The 25,426-nt window shown below is 69.4% G+C and carries 27 protein-coding genes; 24 read left to right on the top strand and 3 right to left on the bottom strand.

Annotation, left to right across the window (positions count from 1 at the left end; translation table 11 throughout):
- Positions 1-86 precede the first annotated feature (86 nt).
- Together N4P33_RS00930 and N4P33_RS00925 are read right to left on the bottom strand one after the other, a co-directional pair.
- A complete protein-coding gene (locus N4P33_RS00930) occupies positions 87-1,004 on the bottom strand; it encodes a formylglycine-generating enzyme family protein (protein ID WP_260824222.1) in 918 nt (305 codons plus the stop codon).
- A gap of 9 nt (positions 1,005-1,013) precedes the next feature.
- Positions 1,014-1,808 (bottom strand): aminotransferase class IV family protein, encoded by a 795-nt coding sequence (locus N4P33_RS00925; protein ID WP_260824221.1) that lies wholly within the window; start codon positions 1,806-1,808, stop codon positions 1,014-1,016.
- A 378-nt stretch (positions 1,809-2,186) separates the two neighbouring features.
- On the opposite strand from N4P33_RS00925, the gene N4P33_RS00920 reads away from it, so the two are divergent.
- The 20 genes from N4P33_RS00920 (at position 2,187) to N4P33_RS00825 (ending at position 18,833) form a co-directional block, all read left to right on the top strand.
- Positions 2,187-2,579, top strand: a complete 393-nt coding sequence (locus N4P33_RS00920) for a DUF6415 family natural product biosynthesis protein (protein WP_260824220.1) — start codon at positions 2,187-2,189, stop codon at positions 2,577-2,579.
- A gap of 232 nt (positions 2,580-2,811) precedes the next feature.
- A complete protein-coding gene (locus N4P33_RS00915; protein WP_260824219.1) occupies positions 2,812-4,707 on the top strand; it encodes a glycoside hydrolase family 15 protein in 1,896 nt (631 codons plus the stop codon).
- Positions 4,708-4,733: 26 nt separating this feature from the next.
- Positions 4,734-6,248 (top strand): sensor histidine kinase KdpD, encoded by a 1,515-nt coding sequence (locus tag N4P33_RS00910; RefSeq protein WP_260824218.1) that lies wholly within the window; start codon positions 4,734-4,736, stop codon positions 6,246-6,248.
- Positions 6,249-6,317: 69 nt separating this feature from the next.
- A complete protein-coding gene (locus tag N4P33_RS00905; RefSeq protein WP_260824217.1) occupies positions 6,318-6,833 on the top strand; it encodes a roadblock/LC7 domain-containing protein in 516 nt (171 codons plus the stop codon).
- A complete protein-coding gene (locus N4P33_RS00900; RefSeq protein ID WP_006143017.1) occupies positions 6,830-7,234 on the top strand; it encodes a DUF742 domain-containing protein in 405 nt (134 codons plus the stop codon). The genes N4P33_RS00905 and N4P33_RS00900 overlap by 4 nt, the downstream gene beginning before the upstream one ends.
- A 52-nt stretch (positions 7,235-7,286) precedes the next feature.
- Positions 7,287-7,874, top strand: coding sequence for an ATP/GTP-binding protein (locus tag N4P33_RS00895; protein WP_260824216.1), 588 nt, complete (start codon positions 7,287-7,289; stop codon positions 7,872-7,874).
- Positions 7,874-8,515 carry a GAF domain-containing protein gene (locus tag N4P33_RS00890; protein ID WP_260824215.1) on the top strand — a complete coding sequence of 214 codons (642 nt, stop codon included), beginning with the start codon at positions 7,874-7,876 and terminating at the stop codon, positions 8,513-8,515. Before N4P33_RS00895 ends, N4P33_RS00890 begins: the two co-directional genes overlap by 1 nt.
- Positions 8,516-8,602: 87 nt before the next feature.
- The gene (locus N4P33_RS00885; RefSeq protein WP_260824214.1) at positions 8,603-9,856 is read left to right on the top strand and encodes an acyl-CoA dehydrogenase family protein; all 1,254 of its coding nucleotides are present in this window, start codon (positions 8,603-8,605) and stop codon (positions 9,854-9,856) included.
- 140 nt (positions 9,857-9,996) lie between these two features.
- Entirely contained in the window at positions 9,997-10,476 is a 480-nt protein-coding gene (locus N4P33_RS00880; RefSeq protein WP_260824213.1) for a LuxR C-terminal-related transcriptional regulator, read from the top strand.
- Positions 10,477-10,550: 74 nt separating this feature from the next.
- Positions 10,551-11,123, top strand: a complete 573-nt coding sequence (locus N4P33_RS00875) for a hypothetical protein (RefSeq protein WP_399028064.1) — start codon at positions 10,551-10,553, stop codon at positions 11,121-11,123.
- Positions 11,120-11,695 (top strand): DUF6624 domain-containing protein, encoded by a 576-nt coding sequence (locus tag N4P33_RS00870; RefSeq protein ID WP_260824212.1) that lies wholly within the window; start codon positions 11,120-11,122, stop codon positions 11,693-11,695. The genes N4P33_RS00875 and N4P33_RS00870 overlap by 4 nt, the downstream gene beginning before the upstream one ends.
- A gap of 309 nt (positions 11,696-12,004) precedes the next feature.
- Positions 12,005-12,415, top strand: a complete 411-nt coding sequence (locus tag N4P33_RS00865; RefSeq protein WP_061915999.1) for a 6-carboxytetrahydropterin synthase — start codon at positions 12,005-12,007, stop codon at positions 12,413-12,415.
- A complete protein-coding gene (locus tag N4P33_RS00860) occupies positions 12,412-13,155 on the top strand; it encodes a 7-carboxy-7-deazaguanine synthase QueE (RefSeq protein ID WP_006143025.1) in 744 nt (247 codons plus the stop codon). Before N4P33_RS00865 ends, N4P33_RS00860 begins: the two co-directional genes overlap by 4 nt.
- Positions 13,156-13,201: 46 nt before the next feature.
- On the top strand, positions 13,202-13,831 hold the full coding sequence (gene folE / locus N4P33_RS00855; protein WP_165684230.1) for a GTP cyclohydrolase I: 630 nt from the start codon (positions 13,202-13,204) through the stop codon (positions 13,829-13,831).
- Positions 13,828-14,655 (top strand): hypothetical protein, encoded by an 828-nt coding sequence (locus N4P33_RS00850; RefSeq protein WP_260824211.1) that lies wholly within the window; start codon positions 13,828-13,830, stop codon positions 14,653-14,655. Before folE ends, N4P33_RS00850 begins: the two co-directional genes overlap by 4 nt.
- Positions 14,652-15,731, top strand: coding sequence for a hypothetical protein (locus N4P33_RS00845; protein WP_260824210.1), 1,080 nt, complete (start codon positions 14,652-14,654; stop codon positions 15,729-15,731). Before N4P33_RS00850 ends, N4P33_RS00845 begins: the two co-directional genes overlap by 4 nt.
- Entirely contained in the window at positions 15,728-16,420 is a 693-nt protein-coding gene (locus N4P33_RS00840) for an AAA family ATPase (protein WP_006143029.1), read from the top strand. Before N4P33_RS00845 ends, N4P33_RS00840 begins: the two co-directional genes overlap by 4 nt.
- Positions 16,421-16,456: 36 nt before the next feature.
- A complete protein-coding gene (locus N4P33_RS00835) occupies positions 16,457-17,386 on the top strand; it encodes a DUF2797 domain-containing protein (protein ID WP_260824209.1) in 930 nt (309 codons plus the stop codon).
- 59 nt (positions 17,387-17,445) lie between these two features.
- Positions 17,446-18,291: a class I SAM-dependent methyltransferase gene (locus N4P33_RS00830; protein ID WP_260824208.1), complete on the top strand. Its 846-nt coding sequence runs from the start codon at positions 17,446-17,448 to the stop codon at positions 18,289-18,291.
- Complete coding sequence (locus tag N4P33_RS00825) at positions 18,288-18,833, top strand: NUDIX domain-containing protein (protein ID WP_260824207.1); 546 nt, start codon at positions 18,288-18,290, stop codon at positions 18,831-18,833. Before N4P33_RS00830 ends, N4P33_RS00825 begins: the two co-directional genes overlap by 4 nt.
- A gap of 20 nt (positions 18,834-18,853) precedes the next feature.
- On the opposite strand, the gene N4P33_RS00820 is transcribed toward N4P33_RS00825, so the two are convergent.
- The gene (locus N4P33_RS00820) at positions 18,854-19,384 is read right to left on the bottom strand and encodes an NUDIX domain-containing protein (RefSeq protein WP_260824206.1); all 531 of its coding nucleotides are present in this window, start codon (positions 19,382-19,384) and stop codon (positions 18,854-18,856) included.
- 142 nt (positions 19,385-19,526) lie between these two features.
- Here N4P33_RS00820 and N4P33_RS00815 point away from each other — a divergent pair, with 142 nt between their 5' ends.
- The 4 genes from N4P33_RS00815 to N4P33_RS00800 all read left to right on the top strand — a co-directional run bounded on the left by N4P33_RS00815 (position 19,527) and on the right by N4P33_RS00800 (position 25,211).
- On the top strand, positions 19,527-20,735 hold the full coding sequence (locus N4P33_RS00815) for a hypothetical protein (RefSeq protein ID WP_260824205.1): 1,209 nt from the start codon (positions 19,527-19,529) through the stop codon (positions 20,733-20,735).
- Between the two features lie 470 nt (positions 20,736-21,205).
- Positions 21,206-21,673: an NUDIX domain-containing protein gene (locus N4P33_RS00810; RefSeq protein ID WP_260824204.1), complete on the top strand. Its 468-nt coding sequence runs from the start codon at positions 21,206-21,208 to the stop codon at positions 21,671-21,673.
- Complete coding sequence (locus N4P33_RS00805) at positions 21,670-22,767, top strand: DNA-3-methyladenine glycosylase (RefSeq protein ID WP_165683500.1); 1,098 nt, start codon at positions 21,670-21,672, stop codon at positions 22,765-22,767. The genes N4P33_RS00810 and N4P33_RS00805 overlap by 4 nt, the downstream gene beginning before the upstream one ends.
- A gap of 575 nt (positions 22,768-23,342) precedes the next feature.
- The gene (locus tag N4P33_RS00800; RefSeq protein WP_260824235.1) at positions 23,343-25,211 is read left to right on the top strand and encodes an ABC transporter ATP-binding protein; all 1,869 of its coding nucleotides are present in this window, start codon (positions 23,343-23,345) and stop codon (positions 25,209-25,211) included.
- Positions 25,212-25,426: the final 215 nt, after the last annotated feature.

Genomic DNA, 25,426 nt, shown 5'->3' with positions numbered 1-25,426 from the left:
CGCCTGATGCGGGCAGCGCCCTGATGGCCGGAGCCTTCTCTCACCGCTGCCGATGCAGGATCGACTGGTCGCTCACGGTGCCCGAATCACGCTGGCATAGCACAGCGGAATCCAGTGTCGTTGTCCTTCATCGAGGCAGCGGCAGTGTTCATCAAGGACGGCGCAGCCCGTTCGATCGGGGACGTGAACGCCGAGCCTTTCAGGTGGTACCGCCCGTTGCCGGGCTCCTCTTCGGTGGAGCACCACTCCCAGACGTTGCCGCACATGTCGAAGATGCCGAATGGGCTGACGCCGGATTGATAACGGGAGACGGGGGTCGTCGCGTCGATGCCGGCCTCGGCCGTGTTCGCCTTGGCGGCCGTCGCCTCGTTGCCCCAGGGGTAGATGCGCCCGCGCGGTCCGCGAGCCGCCTTCTCCCACTGCCGAGCGCTCGGCAGAGCTTTGCTTGCCCAGCGGGCGTAGGCGGTCGCGTCGTGCCACGTCACCCACACCACGGGGTGGGTGGCCAGGGCGGCGGGGCAGCGGCCGTCAGGCCAGTGCTGGGGTGGCCGGTGATTGGTCGCCTGCACGAACTTCGCGTAGTCCTCGTTGGTCGTCGGGTAGACGTCGATGAAGAACGGCTCCAGCCACACCGCGCGGTTGTCGGGGCCGGAGAGGTAGATGCCCTCCTCGACGAGGGCCATGACCTTCCCGTCGATCGGGTGCCGACGGGTGCTCGGGTCCCTTCGCAGCAGTTCCTCGGCGCGCTCATCATGCTCAGCAGCGGCACGTTCGGTCAGGAGCGTGGCGAACCGCTGCTGGACGTCGGGCTCGGCTTGGGCCAGGAGAGTATCCAGGGCTGCCTGGTTGTCGAGTTCGAGTTCGATGGTCTCCGCCCGGCTCTTCCAGCGAGGAATCTGACGGGGGTTGACTCCCACCAGTTCAGCGAACTCCTTCTGTGTTTTCCGCATGGCCCTGCGCAGCAGCTCGGCTTCACGGCCGGTCCACCTAGTCACCCCCGCCATGGTGCTGCTTTACAGCGTCTCGCCGGGGATCGACAGGTACGCCTCCTGGAGCCGCGTCAACACGGGGTGCTCGACGGGGAGCTGTGTGTCGTCGATCGCGGCCAAGGGGCGGACGCCGATCGAGGTGTTCGTGGCGAAGGCCGCAGCCATGCCTTTCGCCTGTTCCAACGTAACGGTAGCGGTGTGGTGTTCGACTTGCTGCTGGAGCAGGGTCATGGTGACGCCGGGCAGTACGGGGGCGTCGGGCCACACCACAGTGCCTTCCTGGTCGATGAAGGCCACGTTCCAAGTACCGCCCTCGGAGACGAAGCCGTCGCGGCCGACGAACAAGGCGTCGTCGAAGCCCGCTCGCTGGGCCGCGCCCCTGATGTGCAACGCGCCGAAGAGGCCGACGTGCTTCACCTCGGGGAGGTCACGCTCGTAGACCAGGCTCTGGGCGCGCAGCGGAGCCGGCGGCAGGGCGCCGGCTCCGCGCACGGACACGAGAACGTGCGGTTCGTTGGCGTCGGCCGGGTGGCCCAGCTCGACCTTCGGGTCGTAGATCGTGACACGCACGACGCACGGATGGGGCACTGCCTCCAGGGCCTGACGGACGTACTCGCGCACACGGTCTGTGTCCAAAGCCGCATGCCACACGATCTTGCAGTCCCGTGCGAGGCGTTCCATGTGCAGCGTCAGGCCGCGAATAGTGCCGTCGGAGTCGACGCGCATGGACGTGAAGTGGCCGACGTTTGTGAGCGCCAAGGCAAGCAGGTCGTCTACGGATACGGGCGTTCCATCGAGAGTCACCATGGCGCCCAGCATGTCAGGCCCCTTTGCTCCGGCGGCACCCCAAACAGGGTTACTGACGAGTCAACGTCACCTGAAAGTCATTCCCCAGGCTTCACCGCGAGGTGTTCTCTAGTCACCGCGCAATCACGTCGAGTGATCGGCGAGGTGATCAGCGCAGCGCGATGTCACGGCGTCGCATGCCGCGCTCCCGTGTGCCACCCGCCTGGGAGGACACGGTTGCGCCCGACACCAGGCGTCTCACCGACCACGGCCAAGCCGAGTTGGCCTCATGCGAACAGGAGTTGTCTCATGCGTCGTCGGCTGACTTTCCGCCGGGACGCCAGCCAGCGCGTTGGCCCGAGCGGACAGGGCGCTGTCGGTGCGGAACCAGGCCCTGACCGCGATCGGTCGATGGCCGCAGCGGAGACGGTGGCGCTCGTGCTGGACGAGGAGTCGCCGCTGCCGGAGAGCGCCGCCGACGTGGAGGAACTCGCGTGCCGCCTTCGCGGTCACGTCAGCCAGCTCGGGCTGGTTGTGCCCCCGGAAGCACCCGTACTGCGCCGCGCGCAGCAACTCGCCTCGGCGGGCATCCCCGAGGGCTTCATGCCCAGCAGGGTCCATCTGGTCAGGCTGGCCGAGGCAACCCAAGACCTTATCGCTGCCGTGCAGGCCCACGACGTGGCCCCTGCGAAGCCGGTCCAGAGACAGCGCTGGTGGAAGCCGCCGATCAACGTGCTGCGCGGCGCGGTCTTCGCTCTCGCCCTCGCCTGCGTGGTTCTGGCCGCGTCGGTGCCCCGGACATGACCGCCGCCGGGGCAGTTCTGATCGCGCTGATTCTCGGTCTCATGGCGTGGCTGGCTCTTCGTGGTGAGCGAGTAACCGGCCGCATCGCTCCACGGGACGAGGATCCCCCGCCGAGGCAGAACAGACCTCCCCCGGTCCGGTAACCACCATGCCTCTCTCACCAACACTTCCCGGCCGCCACGGCGGCCCCGAAGCCACCCCCGTGTCCACGGGGACTACGGAGACCCACACGATGAAACGCCTCCCGCGCATCGAGCAGTACGGCCTGATCGGCGACATGCAGACCAGTGCCCACGTCTGCGACGACGGTTCGATCGACTGGCTGTGCCTGCCCCGGTTCGACTCGTCGGCCGTCTTCGCGGGCCTGCTCGGCACGCATAAGCACGGCACCTGGCAGATCGCCCCGGCCGTGCCTGGCCCCTCCGGGCCCGGAGCGGTCGCCGAGCGCCGGTACCGCGGTGACACGCTCGTCCTCGAATCGATCTGGCGCACACCGGCCGGGTCGGTCCGCGTCCTGGACTTCATGCCGCCTCGCGACGGGGCACCGCAGGTGATCCGGATCGTCGAGGGTCTGGCCGGTGAGGTGGCAATGGTTTCGGCCATGCGTCCGCGGCCGGGATACGGCAGCGTCAGCCCGTGGATCCACGAGGCCGGTGGGCGCATGGTCGCGGAGGCCGGCGCGGACGCACTGTGGCTCGACACCTGCGTCCCGCAGGCGGAGAAGGACGGGGTCGTCGTCAGTGCCTTTGCCATCCGCGCCGGGCAGAGCGTGGCGTTCGTGCTCAGCTGGTGTCCGTCCCATGCACCCGCTCCGGAGATCCCCGACCCGGGGGCGGCACTCATCGAGACGCTCGCCTTTTGGCAGGACTGGGCCCAGGAGTGCACCTACGACGGGCCCTACCGTGAGGCGGTGGTCCGTTCCTTGATCGCACTGAAGGCGCTGACCTACCACCCGAGCGGCGGGATCGTCGCCGCGCCGACCACCTCGCTGCCCGAGGAGATCGGCGGCCGACGCAATTGGGACTACCGCTTCACCTGGCTGCGCGACGCCGCTACGACCCTGGCCGCGTTACTGGAGACCGGCTACCGGCAGGAGGCGCAGGCATGGCGGCGCTGGCTTCTGCGTTCCGTGGCCGGCGACCCAGAGAACCTGCAGATCATGTACGCGATCACCGGAGAGCGTGATCTGCGAGAACGGGAGTTGCCCTGGCTGCCCGGGTATGAGGGCTCGACGCCGGTGCGGGTCGGGAACGGGGCGGCGGACCAGCTCCAGCTCGACGTGTACGGCGAGGTGATCGAGACCCTGTACCTCGCGCACGAGAGCGGTGTGGCCCACTGTGCCGACACCGCGGTCCTGCACCAGCGGCTCGTCGAGCACCTGGCACAGCGCTGGCGGGAGCCCGACGAGGGGATCTGGGAGATCCGCGGGGCACGCCAGCACTTCGTCCACTCCAAGGTGATGGCCTGGGTGGCGATCGACCGCACCATCCGCCTGGCCGAAGCCGGCGCGCTCGACATCGACCTGGCCCCCCTGACCGAGCTGCGGGCAACCATCCACCACGAGGTCTGCACCAAGGGCTTCGATCCGGTGCGCAACACCTTCACCCAGTCCTACGGTTCCAAGGAACTCGACGCCGCCACGCTGCTGATCCCCCGCGTCGGCTTCCTACCGCCGAACGACCCGCGCGTCATCGGCACCGTGGACGCAGTACGCCGTGAACTCTCCACGTCTGACGGGCTCGTGCGCCGTTACCCGACCATCGGCGACCACACCGGGGTGGACGGCCTGAGCGGAGACGAGGGCACATTCGTCCTCTGCTCCTTCTGGCTCGTAGACGCCCTGGCCCTGACCGGCCGCCTCGACGAGGCCCACGCCCTGTTCGAACGCCTCCTCGCACTGCGCAACGACCTCGGCCTCCTGGCCGAGGAGTACGACCCCGTCCAGCAGCGCCAGCTCGGCAACTTCCCGCAGGCATTCAGCCACATGGGCCTGATCCAGAGCGCCCGGCTGCTTCAACTCCTGGCGACGCAGTCCTCCCACCGCGGCGCGGTCGCGCTTCCGTCACCCCGCTCGACCCCACGCAGCACACACAAGACCTGCGCAGACCTGACGCCGCAGCACGCCTAGCCACCCCCACCCTGACGAGGATTCCCATGCCTGACAGCGCCTTTTCGGCACGGCCGGCCGCCACCGGCCACCGCCGACGGCGGCCTCCGATCAACGCGTTCACCCTGCACCGTGTCCACCGCGCCGTCGCACTGCCCCTAGTGCTCCTTGCCGCCCTGCTGGGTACCGCCTTCACCCTCTGGTCGGTGTCCGCGGTGGGACCCGGCTGGCTCCTGGCCGGCCTGATCTGCGGACTCGCAGGCGTCGCCACGATGGCGGCTCGCGGAGCGCGAACGGCCGCAGGAGCCATACAGACAGCGGCGGAGGAGGCCCAGGCAACGGCACTGGCAGCAATCGCAGGGGCAGCCGCGGCCATCGAGAAGTCGGTGCAGTGGTCGGCGGACGAGCTGTGCCGCGGGGGACGCCCGCCGCTACCGGACCTGCAGGCGCCACCTGCCAGCCCTGACGCCGAGATTGACAAGGCGCTGAGTGCTCTCCAAGTGCGGGCCGTCGCGTCGCTGATACGGGTGCACGACGAGTCCCAGTCCGTCGTACTCCTGGAAGTGCTGCGCCGCCTGGCTATGCGCGAGCACGCCTTGGTCGGCAAGGCACTTGAAGCACTGAGCCAGCTGGAGATGCTGACCGACGACCCGGAGCTGCTCGCCAAGATCTTCGAGATCGATCACCTCGTGACGCGGATGCGTCGCCAGGTCGAGAGCACAGCGGTGCTGGGCGGGCAGTCCCTGCGCAGCGTGCGTCGGCCCGTTCCCGTCAAGAGCGTGCTGCGCGGCGCAGTCTCCGAGGTCGTGCAGTATCCGCGGGTGGCGGTTGCGGCCGGGTCCGTGGGCGCGGAGCTGGGCCTTCCCGGCCATGTGGGTCCGGACCTGACGCACCTGCTGGCTGAGCTGATCGAGAACGCCTGTGAGTGTTCCGATCCGGCTACGAAGGTGATGGTGCGTGCGCAGCGGGTGGCGAACGGGCTGGCGGTCGAGGTCGAGGACCGGGCCATCCCCATGCATCCGCAGACGCGGGCGCAACTGAACCACCTGCTCCAGGCCCCCGACGAGGTCGACGTCAGCGGCCAGGTGCGAGCGGGGCAGCTCGGCTTGCTGGTCGCCGCGAAGATCGCCCAGTCGCACGGGCTGTCCGTTCTCCTGCAGGAGAACGTGACGGGAGGCACCACCGCCCTGGTGGTCATCCCGGCACGGCTCCTAGTAGCGATTCCCTCCATCGACGATGCGAGCGCGCTGCCCCAGGACGCCCGCCCCTTGGCGCCGCAACCGCAGCAGGTTGCCGCGACTCCAGCCACCCCGAGGCCGGGGCAGGTCCCACGCCCCGGTACCGCAGGGGCGCCGGAAGCCGCACAGGCAGGTCACTCTGCTGATGCGCCCGCCCTTCCCACGCGTAGACGCCAGGCCGGCACGTTCCATCCGCCACACGAGCGGGAGCAAGCCCCCGTGACCGCGGCGACGCCAGGGCTCGCAGCCGCCTTCCGCACCGGCATCCAGGCCGGCGGGCAAGCCGGTTCTCCCACCGCTTCGACAGAGCACCCCAGTCCCTGAACCTCGTCCCTCCACGTTCCCGGTGGCCGTTACATCCGCTGGCCCTCCCCCCCTTCTGGAGCGATCCCTATGAGCACCCACCCCGCGATGAACAACGTGACCGGCGACGCACCCGCAACCGAGACAACGGCAAGCGGACAGCGGGACAACATGGCGTGGCTGCTGCGGCAGTTCGCCTCCGACACGACGGGCGTCACGCACGCCGTCCTGCTCTCGCGGGACGGACTACGGCTGCTGGACAGCGACGTCGACAAGGACTGGGCGGACGAACTGTCGGCCGCCATCAGCGGAGTGGCCTCACTCGCGGCGAACATCACCGGTCCCACCTACAAGAAGAGGCCGGCGAGGCAGGTCGTCATCGAGCGAGACGACTGTCTGATCTTCGTCCAGAGCTCCGGTCGCAGCGCAGCCTTCGAGGGCCATCCCGGCAACGAACGGGGCGTGGTGGACACGGTCCTCGCGGTGATCGCGACCATGGACGCCGATGCCGGCACCGTCGGGTTCGAGATGGGGCGCCTGGTGCAGAAGTTCGCCCCCTACATGCAGATCCCCGTCCGCATCGGCACGGGTGATGAGGTCCGGTGACCGCACACGGCAGCGCGGCCGAGGATTCGACGTTCGTGCGGACCTACACCCTGACGCGCGGTCGCACCCGGCCACGGCATCTGCTCGGCCTGGACACGGTGCTGGATGCCGGACCCGGGCGGCCCGGCCCGGGCCAGGCCGAGGAATGCGCAGAGATCCTCGCCCTGTGCCGGGAGCACCGGCGTTCGGTGACCGAGCTAGCGGGCCGACTCGGCCGTCCCGTAACCGCCGTCAAGATCCTCATCTCCGACCTCCTGGACGCCGACGCCCTGGTCGTCCCCGTCACCGCCTATGCCGCGTCCGACGCGCATGCACGTCCCTCTGCACAACTGCTGGCGGCCCTGTCTGCCGGCCTGAAGAGGAAGTGGCCCGATGCCATCGCCTACCCCCAGGCCGGGTGACCCGGCCGTGGTGCTGCGGCCGTCGTCGCGCCCGCGTACCGGTGCACCGACCGTGCTGAAGGTCGTGATCGCCGGCGGTTTCGGCGCGGGCAAGACCACCGCCGTGGGTGCCGTCAGTGAGATCACGCCGCTGAGCACGGAGGAGTACCTGACCGAAGCGAGCGCGGACGTGGACAGCCTGGCGGGCGTCGAGGCCAAGCAGACCACCACGGTCGCCTTCGACTTCGGTCGCCTCAACCTGCCCGACGCGCCCGTGCCCCTGGAATTGTTCCTGTTCGGCACGCCCGGCCAGGACCGGTTCGTCGACCTCTGGTACGACCTTTGTCGCGGAGCCGTCGGCGCGGTCGTCCTGGTCGACACCCGCCGCCTGGAAAGCAGCTTCACCCCCGTCGGTTTCTTCGAGGACATCGGCCTGCCCTTCGTCGTCGCGGTGAACCAGTTCGACGGAGCACATCGCTACCACCCCGAAGAGGTCCGCACCGCCCTCGAACTGCCCGCCTCTGTGCCGGTGATCACCTGCGACGCCCGCGATCCGAACCACGTCGCTGGCGTCCTGCTGACCCTCGTTGGCCACGCCTTGAAGAGCGCATCGGCAAACCCCGCTCGCCCCGCATCCACTACCACCTTTCAGGACGCCTGATGTCGTATCAGCCCAACGATCCCTACCGCACGCGGCAGACCGCCCCCCTCACGCAGTCGCTGCCGCGACGTACCATGCGGGACGTCACCCATGGGCCATCCCTCCCCGCCAGCGCCGCCGTCCCCGTCCCGCAGGCCCAGCAGGCGACCGAGCTGGCGCAGCGGTACGAGCTGCTGGATCGCCTAGGCGTGCCCACCGCTGCCAGCGAGGACTTCGACGAACTGGCCCGCGACATGGCCACACGAGCCGGGTTCCTGTACGGCTTCGTCAACCTCTTCCTGGAGGAGCAGACCTTCGTCGGGCTGCACCAGCCGCCCGCGGACAGCGGGTACGTCATCGTCGGCCGCACCATGAGCCGCGACCACGGCTGGTGCCCGGAGGTCATAGCCCGCAAGAAGGCCCTTCCGCTGCACGACGTGCACGCCAGCCCGCGCTTCAGCGGCAACCCCGTGGTCGACGCAGTCGGGATCCGCTCCTACTTCGGTGCCCCGCTCATCCACGACAGCGGCACCGTGCTGGGCACGGTGTGCGTCATCGACCCCGAGAAGCGGCCCCTGAGCGAGGCCCGACGGCTGAGAGACGTCGTCATCAACGCCGGCGTCCGGGTGATGGACCACATCGCCCGCGCGCCCGTCCGCTAGTCCGTTCCACGACCCCCCACCCGGGAGCCGCAGGCGATCCCCGGCCGCTCCACCGTGCGACCTTCATCCAGGGAGAGGGAGACGACCATGCCCGCCACACCCACCACGCCGCCGCCGGCGCTGCGCCCCTATCTCAACGCCCGCCACGAACTGCTGTGGGACGAGGCGGACGCCTTCGCGGCCGAGCACATCGCGCCGCGCGCCGCACGCATGGAGGCCGCCCCCGGCAGGGTGGAGCGCAAGGTCGCCGACCTGATGGCCGCACGACGCTGGTTCGCCGTCACCGTCCCGTCCTCCTTCGGCGGGCTGGACGCCGGACACGTGGCCAAGACCATCCTCGTCCACCGCATTGCCCGCGTCTCGGCGGCTGCGGCGGCCATCCTCCAGGCCACGCTGATCCCCGTCGGCGCCCTGCTGCACTTCGCCACCTACGAGCAGAAGGGCCGCTGGCTGCCCCGCGTAGCGGACGGTTCACTGCTCTTGTCGATCGCCGTGACCGAACCGCGAGCCGGCGGACACATCGGCGGCATCGAGACCATCGCCGAGCACGTCGGCAACCAATGGGTGATCACCGGCAGCAAGATCCACATCGGGAATAGCCACCTCGCGGGAGCCCACCTCGTGGTCGCCCGGACCGCCAAGGCAGGCGTGAGCACCTCCCAGGCGCTGACCGCGTTCATGGTCGAATCCAAGCGCCGAGGACTCTCAGTCGCCGACCACCGTCCCGGCCTCGGCCTGCACGGCTTCTCCGCCGGCCGCCTCGACCTCGATCACGTCCGCGTCCCCGAGGAAAACGTGGTCGGAGAGATCGGCCAGGGGCTGGGCGTAGCGCAGAGCAGCAGCATCCTCTACGGCCGTCCCAACCTGGCCGCAGTCAGCCTGGGAATACACGAGGCAGTCGTGGCCGCCTCGACCGCTTACCTCAAGGCGCGCTCCCGCTACCGGGGCGCCCTCTCCGATCTGCCGGTTCTGCGGGACCGCATCGGTGACATGGAGGCCCGCCTGCGCGCCGGGCGAATCCTGGCCTATCAGTCCGTGCACCTCCTCGACCAGGGCCTGCCCTGCGACACCGACCTGATCAACGCCAAGTACCTCGGCCACCAGTGGGCGATGCAGTCAACCCAGGACGCCATGGAGCTGCACGGCGCCCACGCCCTCAACGGCGACTACATCCTCCAGCGCCTGTGGCGCGACATCCAGTTCACCTACCCACCGGCCGGAACCGGCGAAGTCCAGCGCATACGCCTCGCCGACGCCGCCTTCGACGAGGCCCACATCCAGTGGTCAGAACGTCTCGCCGCCGAAGCGGCGTGGGCCCGCCCCGACCCAACAGCCGCATGAGCCCCCGTGTGCGGCGCCCCGTGAATCCAGACCGCCGCGCACGGGCCCGTGTCGCCGGCCCCCGTCCCCCGCGGGGTCCGGCGACACCCCACCCGACATCCCTCAACCCAGCCGCGAAAGAGACACCCGTGACCCCCCGCATGACGACCAGCGCACCGATCACCCCCCTGACCCCGACCCAGCAGCGCGTCGCCCAGCACCTCGTGGACGGCCTCGGCCCTCAAGAGATCGCCACGAGGACCGGGCTGTCGGTCACGACCGTCCGCCAGTACGTACGCGACATCCGGGAGAGCCTCCACTGCCCGCCCCGCTGCAAGCCCCCGGTGATCGTGCACTTCCTGTGCAACGCCCGGCAGGTCGCTCCGCCCACAACGGACAGGCCAATGCCGGAACTCAGTCCAGAGCAGCAACTGTTGCTGCGGGCGGTCGCTGAGCACAGCAATCCCAGCGACATTGCTGCCGTAGCCAAGATCGCGCCCGCCGACGTGCGAGCCGCACATGACGAACTGCTCGACAAGACCGGGGCGGCCAACACCACCCAACTTGTCGTCTGGGCCCACGCGTGGGGCCTGCTGGGCGGCAGGCGGGCCACCACGATGGAGAGCGGAGCGAGCCAGTGAATGCCCCACCCGCTTCCGCGGCCATCGAGTCCTCCCCCGCGCCTCGACGCCAGTGCGCGACAGGGTTACCGGCCGTGTACGAGATGCGGTCGTTGCGCACCGACGCCGAACGGGACGAGGCCGCGGCCCTCGTCCAGGACCGTCAGCGCTGGCTCGCCATGCGCGGCGTGCCTACATCCGCCCGGTCCGATATCCCGGCCCTCTTCCGCGCCCCGCAGGTGAAGCCGGCTGGACTGTTCGAGGACGGGCTGCTGCTGGCCTGCATGATCCCGCAACGCGGGCCCGACCTCGGATGGGGCGAAGGTCCGTGCCTCTTCCTGGACTGCGTCCACACCCTGCCCGGTCACTCCGATGACACTGTCCGGCTGATCACTCTGTGGGCCTCCGACTTCGCCGCCCGGCTCGAGGTACCGCTTGTGCGGGCCGAGGCCATGGCCCGCCATCCTCTCGACGTCGATCCGATCGCCACATTCCTTCGTCGGCTCACCGACATGGGCTGGGACGTCCGTGGATCGGGCACCGGACAGCACCATGAGCGAGTCGCGCGCCTCGAACTCACCGCCGAACTTCGGCCTGGGCTGAGCGCGCTCATCGGCTGCCAGGTCCACGAGCCGCAGTCCGCCGCCGACCAGCGGAGTATCGCGTGAGGACCGCGGAACCGCTGCGGCCGGACCTCGCCCGCGAACTCATCGCCCGCGCCGCACAGTCGGCAGCACGCCGGGCCAGACGCGTACGCAACCAGCTCGACGCCGTCCACCTCGGCCAGGACCGTCACGCTGAGCACGCCGACACCAAAGTGCTGCGCCGCATCCTGGCCGAACATGACTGGCCCGGCCACCGTCTCGTGGGCCCCGACGCAGCACGTGCCGCCTGGAGCATCGCTCTTCACGCCGACGACGAACCCGACTTCCAGCGGGCGGCCACCACCCTTTTGAAACGTGCGGTCCAGGACGGCGATGCGCGCATCCAGCACTGGGCCCACCTTCACGACCGCGCCCTGGTCAACAGCGGGCGACCCCAAGAGTTCGGGACGCAACTCGTCCTCAGCGCAGCAGGAGTGGAGCTATGCCCACTGCGTGCGCCGCAGTTGCTGGACCAGCGAAGGGCTGCCGTCGGACTGCCGCCGATCGCCGTCGCTTTGGACACTGTGCGCCGCCGGTACGGCCTGGATCACATTGACGGCGGCTCACCGAGCTTCGTGCTCGCGGGGGTCGCATGACGCAGCGAGCCCCGCAGGCTTCCAGAGACCCGCCCCTCGCCCCAGACCACTTTGCGTGGAAGGACCGCTAAAGCATGAAGCTCACCACCGCCGTCCTCGCTGCCGGCGCCGGTTCCCTCGCCACCGCCGTGGTCGGAGCCGCCCACGCCGCGCTCAGGAGGCCGAGGGCGACGAGCGCGCCGAGCACTTCACCAAGGTGCTGGACAAGGCCGCGAAGAACCACCTGGGGGCACAACCCGTAGCCGCCTGAAGAGGCGGCTACCCCACCCCGCCCGAATCAGCCACACCCTCACCTCTCGGAGAAAACGAATGGGCTTCACTGCTGTTCCACTACCGCCCGGCAATTTCACCATCGGTAAGAAGTTCGGCTTCGAGGCTGGCCATCGGCTTCCCCGGCTGCCGCATGAGCACAAGTGCTCCCGCCAGCACGGGCACAGCTACGAGGTTGAGGTCATCCTCACTGCATCCGCGCTGGAGGATCCCGGCTTTGTAACGGACTTCGGTGCGCTCGCCCCGTTCAAGTCGTTCCTGGACACCGAGCTCGACCACCACAACCTGCACGAGATCCTGCCCTTCGAGCCCACCTCGGAGCGCCTGGCCCAGTTCCTGGCCGGCTGGTTCGTTCAGAACCTCCAGTCGGAGATCCCCGGCCGCCTTGTCGCCGTCCTAGTCCGCGAGACCGCAAGCAGCTGGGCCCGCTTCGATGTGGTGGGCCAATGACCACAACCAAGCCGCTCAATCTCGAACCGGAAGCTGACGAAGGCGAATCCCTGATCGTCGCGGAGTGCTTCGGTACCGAGGTGCCGACGTTTCAGGGCGAGGGCCCAAGCTGCGGACACCCGGCCCTGTTCATCCGCCTGTCCCGGTGCAACCTCACTTGCACGAGATGCGACACGAAGTACACCTGGGACTGGTCTCGGTTCGACCCGCACGAGGAGTCGACGAGGCAATCCGTCGCGGGCCTGGTGGCCTGGGCCACGTCTTCACCGGTCGAGCTGGTCGTGATCACCGGCGGCGAGCCGTTGATTCAGCAGGCGCGACTGGTGCCTCTCATCCGGGGACTGATAGCAGTCGGCAAGCGGATCGAGTTCGAGACGAACGGCACTATCGCGCCCACTCCCGAGCTGGCGGCCGACGGGGTCCGGTTCAACGTCTCGCCCAAGCTTGCCAGCTTCGGCGTGAAGGAGACCAAGAGCATCGTGCCAGCTGCGCTGGAGGCGTTTGTGGCCTCCGGGCGGGCGGCGTTCAAGTTCGTCGCTTCCACGGTGGACGACCTCGACCGGATCGCCGAGCTGGCCGACGCCCACCGGCTCACGCCGGTGTGGGTGATGCCGGAGGGCACCACCCCCGAGGTGATCACCGCGACTACCCGGGTCCTCGCGGACGGGGTCGCGGCCCGGCACTGGCACTTCACCACCCGCCTTCACGTGTTGGCCTTCGCGGACGCCCGAGGCCGCTGACCGCACGCCCCATCCGTTCCCCAGTCCCCGGAAACGAGAGACGCCCATGACGACCTCTATCGCCAGCCCTGCGGCGGCGCCGACGGCTGCCGTCGCCGGGCCCGCTACGGTCATCGACACCGGCCGGGTCGCCGGCCTGATCCACCAGCTCTTGGTCGAGCTGGGCGAGAACCCCGCCCGCGAGGGGCTGACCGGCACCCCGGACCGCGTCGCGGCCTGGTGGAGAGCCTTCCTGTCCCCGGACGGCGCCGAAACGGCCACCTGCTTCACCGAGTCCCAGCTGGGTGGTCAGCTGGTCATCGTGGGCGGCATGAGCGTGTGGTCGCTCTGCGAGCACCACATGCTGCCCATGAACTTGCAGGTCACTGCTGGATACGTGCCGGATGGCGAGGTGGTGGGCCTGTCGAAGTTCGGGCGGATCGCCCAGCACTTCGCCGGCCGACTGCAGGTCCAGGAACGCTTCACCCGCCAGGTCGCCGAATACCTCAACGGCGTGATCGGACACGAGGACATCGCCGTCGCCGTGCGCGGCGTGCACCTGTGCATGAGCATGCGGGGCGTACGGATGGAGGAGGCTCGCACCACCACGGTGCACTCGGGCGGGCGCTTCGGCACCGACCCCGTCCTTTCCCAGCAGTTCCTCACCCTCACCACCGGCCTGTGGGGGGCGTCGTGATCACCACGGCGGGCATCGACTTCTCCGTCATCGCTCCGCCTGCCTACCTGAAGAACTTCGTCGCCCAGGAGCCGGCCCGCGTCCACCACGTGGCCGCCCAGCACGTGCTGTCCGACGAGTGCTACCGGGCCTTCTTCGCTCGCGAGGCCGAGCGCGGCGCCGAGATCATCGTCGACAACGGGCTCTTCGACCTCGGCTACGCCCTGCCGGCGGAAAGCCTCGTCGAAGCCGCGCTGGCGGTGTCCGCCAGGGAGATCATCCTGCCGGACGTCATGCGGGACGGGGCCGCGACCTTGAAGGCGAGCGAGAAGGCCGCGCGAGAGATCCGGAAGCTGTCCGGCGACGCATTCCGGCTGTGCGCGGTCCTGCACGCCGCGGACGACGACGAGTGGCTGCGCACCTACGACGCCTTCGTGACCAGCGGCTGGGCCGGGGCCATCGCCCTGCCGGCCTCGCGTCGACCGGATCCCGACGAGCAACTGTGCCGCACCCGCTGGTTGGCGACCGCCTACCTGCAGGATCGCGGCTTGGTCGACGATCTGCTCATCTACCGGCTGCTCGGTCTGGGCCGGACCGGGCACCTGGAGCTGATCGAGCAGCGCGAGCACGAGTGGATCTCCTCCGTGGACGGCGCAGCCCCGGTCATCCTCGGCGCGATGGGCGTCGCCCTGCTGCCCGAAGGGCCGTACGAGAAGCCCTCCACGCCCCGCATCGAGAAGCTCGGCCCGATCCCCGAAGACCGGTTCGACCTCATCCGGAAGAACATCTCCGTCGTTCGCGCGGCGGCCGGCAGCACCGTGACGATCGCCGAGGAGCACCGATGACGCCCTTACTCGCCGACCGGACCCCCGGACTCCTACGCGCCGCCCCGATCGAGCCAGCCGGGCACACCATGACCCACGCGAGGCTGCTGCGCTACCTGGAGATCAAGGTCCACCACCTCATCCAGGACCAGGACTGGGACAGCATCCGCGTCATCGGCGGCTACGACCGCAAGGCGGTGGTCTCCCGGTACGAGAAGACAGGGAAACTGTTCAACATCGAACGGCCCACCGCAGAGATCCACGGCCGTGACCTCGTCGTCAAGGCGTTCCCCGGAGCCGACTACGTCCAGCACTACGCCCTGATAATCGCCACGTACCTGGCCATGACCGGCCGCCCCGCCGATACCGTCACCTATCAGCCGCCCGAGCAGGAGGAGTGCCGAGCGGCGCTCGACACGCTCGACCTGGAACTGGAAGGCGATCTGGTGATCGTCGGCTGGGGCCTTCAGTACCTTGCTCCCGAGAATGGAGTGTGGACCCGCGGACCCGGCTACGCGTGGCAGCGCCTCGACGTCGCCGACCGTCGCGTGGTCTACCTCGGGTTCCTCCACAGCATCTGGGGAGACGTGGCCGGACGGGTCGTCGCGCGCCTTGCCGAACTCGGCGCAGGCGATGTCGTCTACGTCGGCAAGGTCGGCTCGCTGACCCCCGGCGTCGAACCGAACGCCTGGCTGGCGACCGGCAACACCAGCCTGGTACGCGGGGCGCTGGTGAGCTGGGACGACTTCTTCGGCGACTACGCCGCCGCCCACGATGGGGTGCGCAGCGGCCTGCACGTGTCCTCCCCGTCGATCCTGCTGGAGAACCGCGACTGGCTGGCCCAGCACACCGCCTCGTACGCCTTCGTCGACCCGGAGATCGGCCCCATGGGGGCGGCGGCGCGCCAGGCGGGGATCAGATTCGGTTACCTCCACGTCATTTCCAACAACCTCGCCACCCACTATCCCGCCGACCTGTCCAATGAGCGGCACAGCGACGTCCTGCGCCAGCGCGCCGTCCTGGTGGACCGCATCCGCACCATCATCACCGGCCGCCTGACCGCCAGCCCGACCCACCCCCTGGGAGAATCCCGATGACGGCGAACGCGCCGACCACCACCGCAGCCGGGAAGCTGATCACCTTCGTCGGTGGTGACGGGGCCGGCAAGTCCACCCTCGCCGCCCGCCTGCACCAGGCCCTCAACGACGCCGGCCACACGGCAGTCCTCATCGGCAAGCACAGCACCGACGTCCGCCGGGACCCGGAGCTGTCCGCCTACCTCGACCGCCTCAACGAGCTGGTCTACCGGCGCGACGCCGGCGTCGCCCAGGCATGCGGCGACCACTACTGGCTGCTTGCCCTGGCCTCCTGGTACACCCTGCAGGACCGGCTCGTCATCCAGCCGGCCCTCGCCGCGGGAACCCACGTGATCCTCGACAACGCGCACCACAAGATCCTCGCTCGGTACGCGGTCAACCCCGAGGTCTCCCCCCGCCTGTGCGAGCAGGTCTTCGCGCATCTCACAAAGCCGGACCTGGTGTTCTTCCTGAACATCGGTGCCCGCGAGGCTCTCGTCCGCAAAGGCTCGTTCACTTCCTTGGAGGCCGGCCACGCCGGCGGCGGTGACGAGGACTTCATCCGCTACCAGGACACCGTCCTGGACCAGATGCGCGAACAGGCGGAGCGCGGCGCCTGGCTGACGCTGGACGTCGCCCAGTTGGACCGAGACCAGGTCTTCAAGGCCGCCGCCGCTGCCCTGGCCGACCGTCTGCGCCTGACCGTCTAAACCGGCCCTCCCTCCCCGATCGACAAGGAACGCACCATGGACCAGGCCCTGCCCGCCAGCGGGACATACGTCTGTCACGGCATCACCTGGGCGAGCGCAGACCCCCGTCTTCTGCTCGCCCCCGTGACCGGCGGACCACTCGTCTACGCCCCGGTCATGGGCAGGCGCCTGAGTTACCAGGTGAGCGGTACCGGCCGGTGGTGCACCGGCCGGTACCGGTTCGCCGACCGCGTCCGCGTCGAGGCGGTCGCCTGCCCTGACCGGGCCCCGGCCGAGGCCGGCGGACAGTGCCCGGCCTGCGCCGGGCGGGACGACTTCCGCTTCGCCCACCGGTTCCACTCCGGCGGGCATGTTCCCGACGCCCTGGCGGCGTACATGGCCCAGCCGCACTGGCTGTACCTGGCGACGTTCGCCGACGGCACCACCAAGATCGGCACCGCGGCCGAACCCCGTAAGCGCTCCCGCCTCGACGAACAGGGTGCCCTGATCGCTACCTACCTCGCCCGGAGTGCTGACGGCCGCGCCGTGCGGTTCCTGGAGGATGCCCTTACCCGCCACCTCGGCCTGACGCAGACCGTGCGAGCCGCGGCCAAGCTGACGGCCCTGGCCGAGCTGCGCGACCTCGCCCCGGCCGGTGCCGCGCACCAGCGGCACCTCGACCGCGCCACCGAGGCCCTGAGCGGCCTGAACGTCCCGGCCACACCGGAGCCGTGGACGCCGCCCAGCGAAGGCGACCTGCTGCGGACGCCGGAGACCGGGCGCGCCTTGTACCCGCACGACCCACGCTCCGGTGAGCACGGGCTGACGGTGCTCTCCTGCCTCGGCTCCCAGGTCCTCGCCACCCTCGACGGCGACGGTGAACAACTGCCCTACCTGCTCGACCTCGGCACCCTCAAGGGTCGGCGCATCGTCCTCGGCGCACAGTTCTCCTCACCGCCCGCCGCCGTACAGTCCGCGCTCTTTTGACCCTGCCCGAACGCCCGGCCTGCACTGCCGGGCCGCCCTGAGAAGCGAGGCCACACAACATGGCACCCCAGGACGCCATCCTCGGCTGGGACGAGGACAGCAACGCCGAGGCGTACGACGCCTTCACCCGCGCCCACCCCATGTACGACGCGACCAGCCGCGACCTTGCCCGCCGAGGTCATCTGGCCAACGCCAGCCTGGTGGTCGACCTGTGCGGCGGCGCCGGCGCGACCGCCCGCGCGATCCTCGACCTGATCCCGGCCCGCGCCCGGGTCGTCTCCGTCGACAACGCCGCCGCGATGCAGCGCGTCGGCCGCCGCACCCTGACCGACGCCCGCCTGACCTGGATCACTGCCCCGGCCGAACGGCTCGCCGACCACCTGCACGCCAGCAGCGCCGACGCCGTGGTGTGCAACTCCGCGATCTGGAAGACCGACACCGCCGCAGTGTTCGCGGCCGTCGCCCACATCCTGCGCCCAGGCGGGCGCTTCGTCTTCAACATCGGCGGTGGCTTCGCCGGCGTCCGGCACCCCGACGAACTGTCCACCCGCACCGGACCTACCCTGAACGCCCTCATCCGCCAAGTAGCCGCTGAGGCTCACGGATACACCCCACCGCCGCGCGACGCGGACAGGCCGCCGAAGCTGCCGATGAAAACAGTCACCGAGCAGCTGACTTCAGCCGGACTGACGGTCGTCGGCACAGAGGTCACCGCCCAGCACAGCACCATGGCCGAGAAGAAGGCGTGGCTGTCCATCCCCGTCTTCGCGCGGCCCGAGGGCGACTTCACCCACGCCCAGCGAATGCATCTCCTCGACACCGCCTACGCCATGACAACCCCCGACGCCCCGGCCGTGACGAGCTGGCTCGTCGTCGTCGCCCAACGGCCGGAGGCCACCGCATGACCCCGGCCGCCCCGGCTCCCGACGGCGGGGCCCGCCTCTGTGACCACGCAAGCGTCGGGGTACTGATCTCCTCCCCGAGCGGCCTGCTGGTGTTCGAGCGGGCGATTCCTCCGGCCGGAATCGCCCCGGTCGCCGGCCACGTCGACGAGCATGGCGGCCCCGAGCAGGCCGCCCGCGACGAAGTCACCGAAGAGGTCGGTCTTACCGTCACCCACCTGCACCTCCTGCTGGACCAGTGGCGGCCGAACCACTGCCACCGCACGCCCAGCGGTCCGGTCGGCCACCACTGGTGGATCTTCCAGGCCGAGGTTTCCGGGTCGCTGTGCCCCTCGCCCCGGGAGGTCCGCGCCCCTCGGTGGATCCACCCGGCCCAGCTGCAGCAGCACGCGTTGCGGACCGCCGCGCACGCCAACGGATGCCTGGACCGTGAGGAGTTCGAGCGCGAACCCGGCCTGGAGCCGGTGTGGTGCCGCTTCCTGCACGACCTTGAGCTCGTCACCCTTCCCTCGGCCGACCTCGACCAGATCGAGGCCGTCCTGTGAACGGCGGCCAGGGGCCTGCCTCAGCGGGAGCCGACCGCCCGGCCCGCTGCCAGACGGCGAGCGTGCGCACGGATCCGCTCGCGGTCCTCGGGGAAGACGCTGTCCCAGCCTGTGTCCAGACAGAACCATGCCGCCGGCTGGTTCTGCTCCCCGGCGAGCGGAACGTCGCGTCCGACGATCGCGGCGTAGGACAGGCCCAGCGTCGGAGTCCAGTCGGCCCGGTAGGAACGCACCGCCACGGCTGCGGGCTCGGGCAGCAGCTCGCAGCGCAGGCCGGTCTCCTCCAGCAGCTCTCGTGCCGCCGCCGCACGCGGCGCCTCGCCCGGCTCCACCTTGCCACCTGGCGGCACCCATCCGCGCACGCGGTGCTTGACCAGCAGGACGTGCTCGAAAGCAGGGTCGGTGACCCACACCTCGGCCGCCAGCGGCTCCATGGGATGCCGGCGGGCTTCCTCCAGCCAGTCCCGTGCACCGTCGAACTCCCATGCGGCGAGGCGGGCATCCGCAACAGCCTCGTCCAAGATCACCTGACCGACTTCACCATGACTCACCCGCCCCACCCTAGGCCGACAAACCGGCCGGACGTCGCAGCGGCGAGCAGGCAGCCATCCGGGGATGCCCGGCCGACCCGGTGGCCCCTTCGGGCTGCAGGGCGATCACCCGTGGCACCCGCTTCACACGAAGGAGACCAGCGTGCCCGATGAGCAGCCCTCGTACCGCGGAGCATGGGTCGTCCTCGGAGGCGTCCACCTCCTCAACCGCACCGCGCCACGGCGACCAGACGAGCCGATCGTGCTCGTACGGGTGCCACCACAGGAGGTATGCCGGCCGGCCACCACCGTGATCGTCCGCTGGAACGCGCTGGGGCCCTGCCCGGCCGAAGCGCTGTACCCCGGCGGCACCCGGCTCGCGGCGGCCAGAATCGACGGCGGCGAACTGTTCCCCGACGCCATCGCCGGCCCCGCCCTGCGCGGCCTGGTCGGCACCGAAGCCGCCCCCGGCCTGGTGCCGCTGTGCTACCTAGCCGAACACCCCGGCGGCGGCTACCACGCGTACGCGCAGATCCGCTTCCACCCCGAGGACGCCTGCTTCGTCCGCACCACCCGGGACCCAGTAGGCCACGGCCCGGTCGAGGAACTGCGCTGGTTCGACCCCGTGCTGACGGCGCACGCAGAGTCGAGCACGGCGCTCAACAATCATCTGCGGTACTTCCGCAAGCACTTCTCCGGCACTGAGCTGGAGTTCAAGTACACCCTCGCCCCGGCACCGGACATCTGGTCCGCGTCCATGGAACTGCTCAAGGCACTGCGCGACGGCAAGCTGGAAGGCTGCCGTCCGGAGTACCGGGAAGAGTTCCAGATCCACCACACCGAGAACCATCTGTTCGACGTCACCGGCCCCGAGCCCGAGATCGGCTACGCCTCCTTCATCCCCACCGTCACCGCCGGGCACGTGCTCAAGCGAAAGTGGTTCACCGAGGACGCCTTCGCCCGCCGCGAGGAACTCACCCCTGGCCTCGACATCACCCCCGACCGCTTCGAGACGTTCCTGCGCGAAGACTTGAACCTCCAGGTCCGGGCCATGCCGCCCTTCCAGCGCGTCCGCTACGACATCCAGTGCGAGTCGCTGCGCACCGGCCACGTCTACGGCATCTTCCTCGACCGCTGCGCCCTCCTGGCGGCCCCCGACGTGGTGCTCTCCCAGTGCGAGCTGGAGTACCTCCGCTCACGCAGCATCCTCGACCACGACCAGGACGAGATCCTCATCGAGATGAAGCGGATCGACAGCTGGCTCTGCGAGTACCTCGCCAGTCACGGTTGGGCCGCCGAGCACACCTTCTACTCCAAGCGCAGCTTCCTCCGCGACGCCGTCGCCCTCCGCCCGGACCTGGCCACGGAATGACCGACCAAGCGCCCCCCGACAATCCCCCGCAGGAGGTACCGCAACCCACATGAGTGATCGAACACTGCATCACAATCCGCCCCACCCGACCACACAAGGAGAGAGCCCGGTATTCGAAATCACGTTCTAGATTTCGCCCCCCTCCACCCGTTACGGCTACTGCAGGACCGCCGTTACCCGATCACCTGTCCGCATCTCGCCCCGAGGAGTCCCCATGTATCCCGTACGCCGCCCTGGGCTCGTTCATCCTGCATTCGAAAATGCCGCTACCTCCTCGGGCGCCAGCCTTCGCCTCACCTCCGGTCGCGCAGCTCTGCTCGCCGACGGGTCACGACCGGATACGAGGTACCTGGCATGACGCAGCCCACACCTCTCCCGTCCTCCGTCCTCACCTATAGCTTTCGGCACGACGGTGCCCTCGTGACCAACGGTCGGCACACCGTAGAACGCCTGGTACAGGAGGGCCGCCCGTGAGCGACTCGCCTCACCCTCTGATCGCCGACGTGGCACAGGTCCTGCTCCGTACGAACGGCGCCGCCCTGTGCGTACGCCGCGCACTGGACGCCGCCCTCGCACCGGGACAGCTCACTGTCGTGGGCGGCCACCTGGAAGTCGGCGAACCACTCGACCATGCTGCGCGACGCGAGGCCATGGAGGAGGTGGGGGTCCTTATCACTGCTGATCAGCAGGAGTTCTGCGGGCTAATCCACCACCACGACACCGACGGTGGCCTGGACCGGATCACCGCCGTGTTCGTGGCGCAGTCGTGGACGGGTGAGCCGTACAACGCCAAGCCACACAAGCACGAAGGGCTCTTCTGGGTGCCGATGGAACGACCGTCGCCGGACTGTCACCCCTACACCCCCACCATCTTCCACATGCTCACCCACGGCCCGTCCTACCGGGCCATCAACTGGCCTGCGGGAGGCGCCCGGTGAAGAGTTTCTTCGGCCCGGTCACGATGGCCGATCCGCAGGTTTCCGACGCCGAACACGAGCTGTTCGGCGGCCCCCTGCGACCCACGGCCGCCACCCAGGAGCATGACGGGAACCCCCGCACCCTCGACCACACCGACACCCTCGAACTGCCCGTCACCGGCGACGGCCCATTCAACGCCCTGCACACCTTCTGGAAGCCGTCCCACTACGCCACCGGCCTCGAAGCACACACCGAGTCCTGCAGCTGGCGTACCTTCCGAGTCAGCGACCTCGTGGTCGGAGTCCGGCTGCATGCCGAGGACCGCACCGTGATCGCCGACATCTACACCGACGGTGACTTCAAGCCCGCCTACCGCGAGGAGCTGACGCGCCGGCTCATCTCTTCATACGGGTTGGAAGAAGACCAGGCGGCGTTCGCGGAACTCGCGTCCCGTGTGCCCGCAATGCGCGAGGCACTCGCAGCCCTGGGCGGGATGCGGCAGTCGTGCCCGGAGGACCACTTCGAGATCGCCGTGATCGCCCTGCTGCTGCAGAACGTCACCATCGGCCGCACCGCCCAGATGACCCGCAACCTGCTGGTCCACTACGGCCGTCTCGTCCACTTCGACGGGATCACGCTGCGGGCCTGGTTCACCCCAGACGAGATCGCCCACGTCTCGCCGGAGACGCTGAAGGAACGGGACCGGCTGGGCTTTCGCGCCAAAAGCCTTCCGCATTACGCGGCCTACTTCCGCGACCACAGCACCGAGGACCTCAAGGCCGCCGGAAACCTAATGGAGGCCGTCCAGGAAATCAAAGGAGTGGGCCCCTACACCGCCGCGGTAATTGCCTCCCACGCTTCCCGCGACCCTGCCGTCTTCGGCATCGACGTGTGGAACCGCAAGATCCTTGCGCGCAGCCTCCTCAACGCTGACGACGCCGCGCCGGAGACCGTGATGACCCGCCTCAACGAACTGTTTCCCGGCTACGCCGGCACCGCCGGCCTCTACCTCGTCGAGCACGAGTACCTGACCAATCCTGTCGCCCCGCTCCTGCGTTCCGGCCCCGACGCCCTCACCGCATGGAACGCGGCGCTGGAGCAGACCGGAACCTGACCCACCCCAGGTCGAGAGCAGCGGACGCCACCGCCGCCGCTGCTCCTGGTTGCCATGCCCGCACCGCGCGACGGGATCCCCCGCAACACCTCGAAAGGGTGATCCCAGCTGTTCGAGCGACACAGGCGCGACCCACGACAAGGCCCGCTTGACCCCTGCAATCCAATGGAACATCCGTCCACTATCTGCCCCAGATCTGCCCGTGACAGACCCGTCCGGGGGCCGTTGTTAGAGCACCAGTACCCCTCGTGCGTCCATCCGGAGGACTCCGTGAACCCTGTGCCCGTCCCTGCGAATCCCTTCGCCGCATTCGAACGTCCTATGCCGGCTGTCCCGCGCTCCGCTCGATCCGGGCGGCAAGTTGACGCCGCCGCCCAGCGCGCAGCACGACCGGATACGAGGTGGGCAGCATGAGTGAGCCCACCGATGCATCACCCGACAACATCCCGGGGCCGCGCACCGCCCCGCTGGAGTCCACACCCTCTTCGTTGCCTCCCGGACCGACGACCGGGCCCGACGCGTCCTCTACAGCCGAGCCGGATGAGCCATCGGAAACGGCTGCCAGGGAGCCGCAGATGCGGTACGTCGATCTGACGGGCAGCCGTGAAGCGGCCGGCCGTTCGATCAGGATGCGCGATATGGCCCGGCGGCTGCCGCAGTTGGTACGCCGGTCACTGGCTCTCGCGTGGCGGGTCGACCGCCGAGCGACCATCGGTCTCCTGCTCTGCCAGGCCGTCACCGGCGTGATGCAAGCCCTCGGCCTGGTCGCCATCAGCGGCACCCTGACCGCCCTGCTGACCAGTGGAGACGTCTACCAGCGGCTCCTTCAGGCGTGGCCTTCTGTGGCCCTGCTGGCCGGCACCGCCGGCGCACGCGCCCTTCTGGGGATCACCGTCTCCTGGTTGTCTTCCCGGTTGGGCCCGCTGATGTCGCGCGAGGCCGAGCAGATGCTGCTCACCGGCTGCGCCGAGGTGGAGCTGTGCGCCTATGACGAGCCCGACTTCAACCACGACCGCGAAGCCGCCGACCGCGGGGCGCAAGTCACCGGGGACCTGATCGACGAGGGGCAGGACCTGATCGCCTCGTCGGCCTCCTTCGTCGCTGGCGCGATCGTGCTGGCCGGCGTGCACTGGGTCCTTCTCCCCCTTCTAGTCGCCGCCAGCCTGCCGCAGGCCCTGGCACAGGTCAGCGCCGCACGGGTGCGATACCTGGCAAATCTGCGCAGCAACGGCGACCTGCGGATGCTGTCGATCCTGCGCTGGCACATCTACACCAAGGAGGCTGCCGACCAGATCCGTGCCGGCACCATGGCCGGTTTCCTCTCCGGCCGGTACCGGCAGACGGTCGCACGGATCAACCGCGAGGACCGCGCCGCCGCCGACAAGGGGGCCCGCATGTCCTTGATCGGCGCGCTGTGCGGCGGCGTGGGTTCGGCAGTCGTATGGGCGGCGGTCGTGTGGCTGCTGGCCACAGGCCGCATCAGCGTCGGACACGCCGGGACGGCTGTTTTCGCCTTGCAGACGGTGGGCCAGTCGGTCCGCGGTCTGGTCTCGGTAGGGGCGCGCGCCGTGCGCACGGGCCTGTACATGGACGACTGGAGCGGCTTCCTGGACAAGGCCGGAGGGTTCCGCATGCGCCGGGGCACGCATCGCCCGGGGCCGCCGAAGAAGATCGAGATCAAGTCGGTCACGCACCGGTACGCGGGCAAGAACCAAGACGCTCTGTCCGACGTGACGCTCACCCTGCGCCAGGGCGAGGTCACCGCCCTGGTCGGATTCAACGGCTCGGGTAAGTCGACGCTGTCGAAATTGATCAGCGGCCTCTACCTGCCCACCGACGGGCAGGTGCTGTGGGACGGCGTTCCTACCGGCGACGCCGAGCCGCAGGCGCTGTGGCAGCAGGTGGCCCTGGTACCCCAGACCTACGCGCGTTGGCCTTTGACGGTGCGGGAGAACATCACCCTCGGGCAGCCCACGGCGCGTGGGGACGCGGCGGTACGCGAGGCGTGTGAGGCCGCCGGCGCCGACGAGGTCGTCGACAAGCTCGGCGCCGGGTTGGACACCCTTCTCGCCCGCGAGTGGCTCAACGGGGAGGAACTGAGCGGGGGCCAGTGGCAGCGCATCGCTCTCGGACGAGCGTTCTTCCGCCAGGCGGGGCTATTGGTCCTTGACGAGCCGACCGCGAACCTCGATCCGCTTGCCGAGTACCGGATTTTCCAGCGGCTACGGGGTCTTGCCCGGGACCGGGTGGTACTGCTGGTGACCCACCGCATCACCAGCGTCGCCGTAGCCGACCGGATCGTCGTGCTCGACGAGGGCAGGATCGTGCAGGAGGGCACCTACGAAGAGCTGGCCGAGCAACCGGGTCTGTTCCGACAGCTGCTGTCGTGCCAGGTCTCCTCGGATGCCCGGGACGATGACGAACAGCGGCAGGCACCCGCATGAACACACGCCCGCGCAAGAGCAGCGTGCTCACAGACCTGTCCGCCGCCGTGAGCACACAGCACACCGCCATGCTTGCCCGTCCGGATGCCGATGTGCTGACCGGCCAACCTCCATCTGACGCCCCCCTACTGCGGCGGAAGGGGTTTCTGCTCAGCGGCTGTATCCGAGGCAGCGACCCGGGCGTGGACACCGCGGTGCCTGGGATGCCCGAGCAA

Origin of the sequence: Streptomyces sp. 15-116A (genome assembly GCF_025290915.1) — a bacterium.
Taxonomy (GTDB): Bacteria; Actinomycetota; Actinomycetes; order Streptomycetales; family Streptomycetaceae; genus Streptomyces.
This window is presented reverse-complemented; position numbering and strand designations above follow the sequence as displayed.

Bases quoted from the DNA above. Each gene is read 5' to 3' on its own strand.
- folE (WP_165684230.1), top strand. From the start codon at position 13,202: ATGACGACCTCTATCGCCAGCCCTGCGGCGGCGCCGACGGCTGCCGTC.
- N4P33_RS00865 (WP_061915999.1), top strand. From the start codon at position 12,005: ATGGGCTTCACTGCTGTTCCACTACCGCCCGGCAATTTCACCATCGGT.
- N4P33_RS00840 (WP_006143029.1), top strand. From the start codon at position 15,728: ATGACGGCGAACGCGCCGACCACCACCGCAGCCGGGAAGCTGATCACC.
- N4P33_RS00920 (WP_260824220.1), top strand. From the start codon at position 2,187: ATGGCCGCAGCGGAGACGGTGGCGCTCGTGCTGGACGAGGAGTCGCCG.
- N4P33_RS00930 (WP_260824222.1), bottom strand. From the start codon at position 1,004: ATGGCGGGGGTGACTAGGTGGACCGGCCGTGAAGCCGAGCTGCTGCGC.
- N4P33_RS00910 (WP_260824218.1), top strand. From the start codon at position 4,734: ATGCCTGACAGCGCCTTTTCGGCACGGCCGGCCGCCACCGGCCACCGC.
- N4P33_RS00905 (WP_260824217.1), top strand. From the start codon at position 6,318: ATGAGCACCCACCCCGCGATGAACAACGTGACCGGCGACGCACCCGCA.
- N4P33_RS00890 (WP_260824215.1), top strand. From the start codon at position 7,874: ATGTCGTATCAGCCCAACGATCCCTACCGCACGCGGCAGACCGCCCCC.
- N4P33_RS00835 (WP_260824209.1), top strand. From the start codon at position 16,457: ATGGACCAGGCCCTGCCCGCCAGCGGGACATACGTCTGTCACGGCATC.
- N4P33_RS00915 (WP_260824219.1), top strand. From the start codon at position 2,812: ATGAAACGCCTCCCGCGCATCGAGCAGTACGGCCTGATCGGCGACATG.
- N4P33_RS00860 (WP_006143025.1), top strand. From the start codon at position 12,412: ATGACCACAACCAAGCCGCTCAATCTCGAACCGGAAGCTGACGAAGGC.
- N4P33_RS00845 (WP_260824210.1), top strand. From the start codon at position 14,652: ATGACGCCCTTACTCGCCGACCGGACCCCCGGACTCCTACGCGCCGCC.
- N4P33_RS00885 (WP_260824214.1), top strand. From the start codon at position 8,603: ATGCCCGCCACACCCACCACGCCGCCGCCGGCGCTGCGCCCCTATCTC.
- N4P33_RS00880 (WP_260824213.1), top strand. From the start codon at position 9,997: ATGACGACCAGCGCACCGATCACCCCCCTGACCCCGACCCAGCAGCGC.
- N4P33_RS00925 (WP_260824221.1), bottom strand. From the start codon at position 1,808: ATGCTGGGCGCCATGGTGACTCTCGATGGAACGCCCGTATCCGTAGAC.
- N4P33_RS00800 (WP_260824235.1), top strand. From the start codon at position 23,343: ATGCGGTACGTCGATCTGACGGGCAGCCGTGAAGCGGCCGGCCGTTCG.
- N4P33_RS00825 (WP_260824207.1), top strand. From the start codon at position 18,288: ATGACCCCGGCCGCCCCGGCTCCCGACGGCGGGGCCCGCCTCTGTGAC.
- N4P33_RS00830 (WP_260824208.1), top strand. From the start codon at position 17,446: ATGGCACCCCAGGACGCCATCCTCGGCTGGGACGAGGACAGCAACGCC.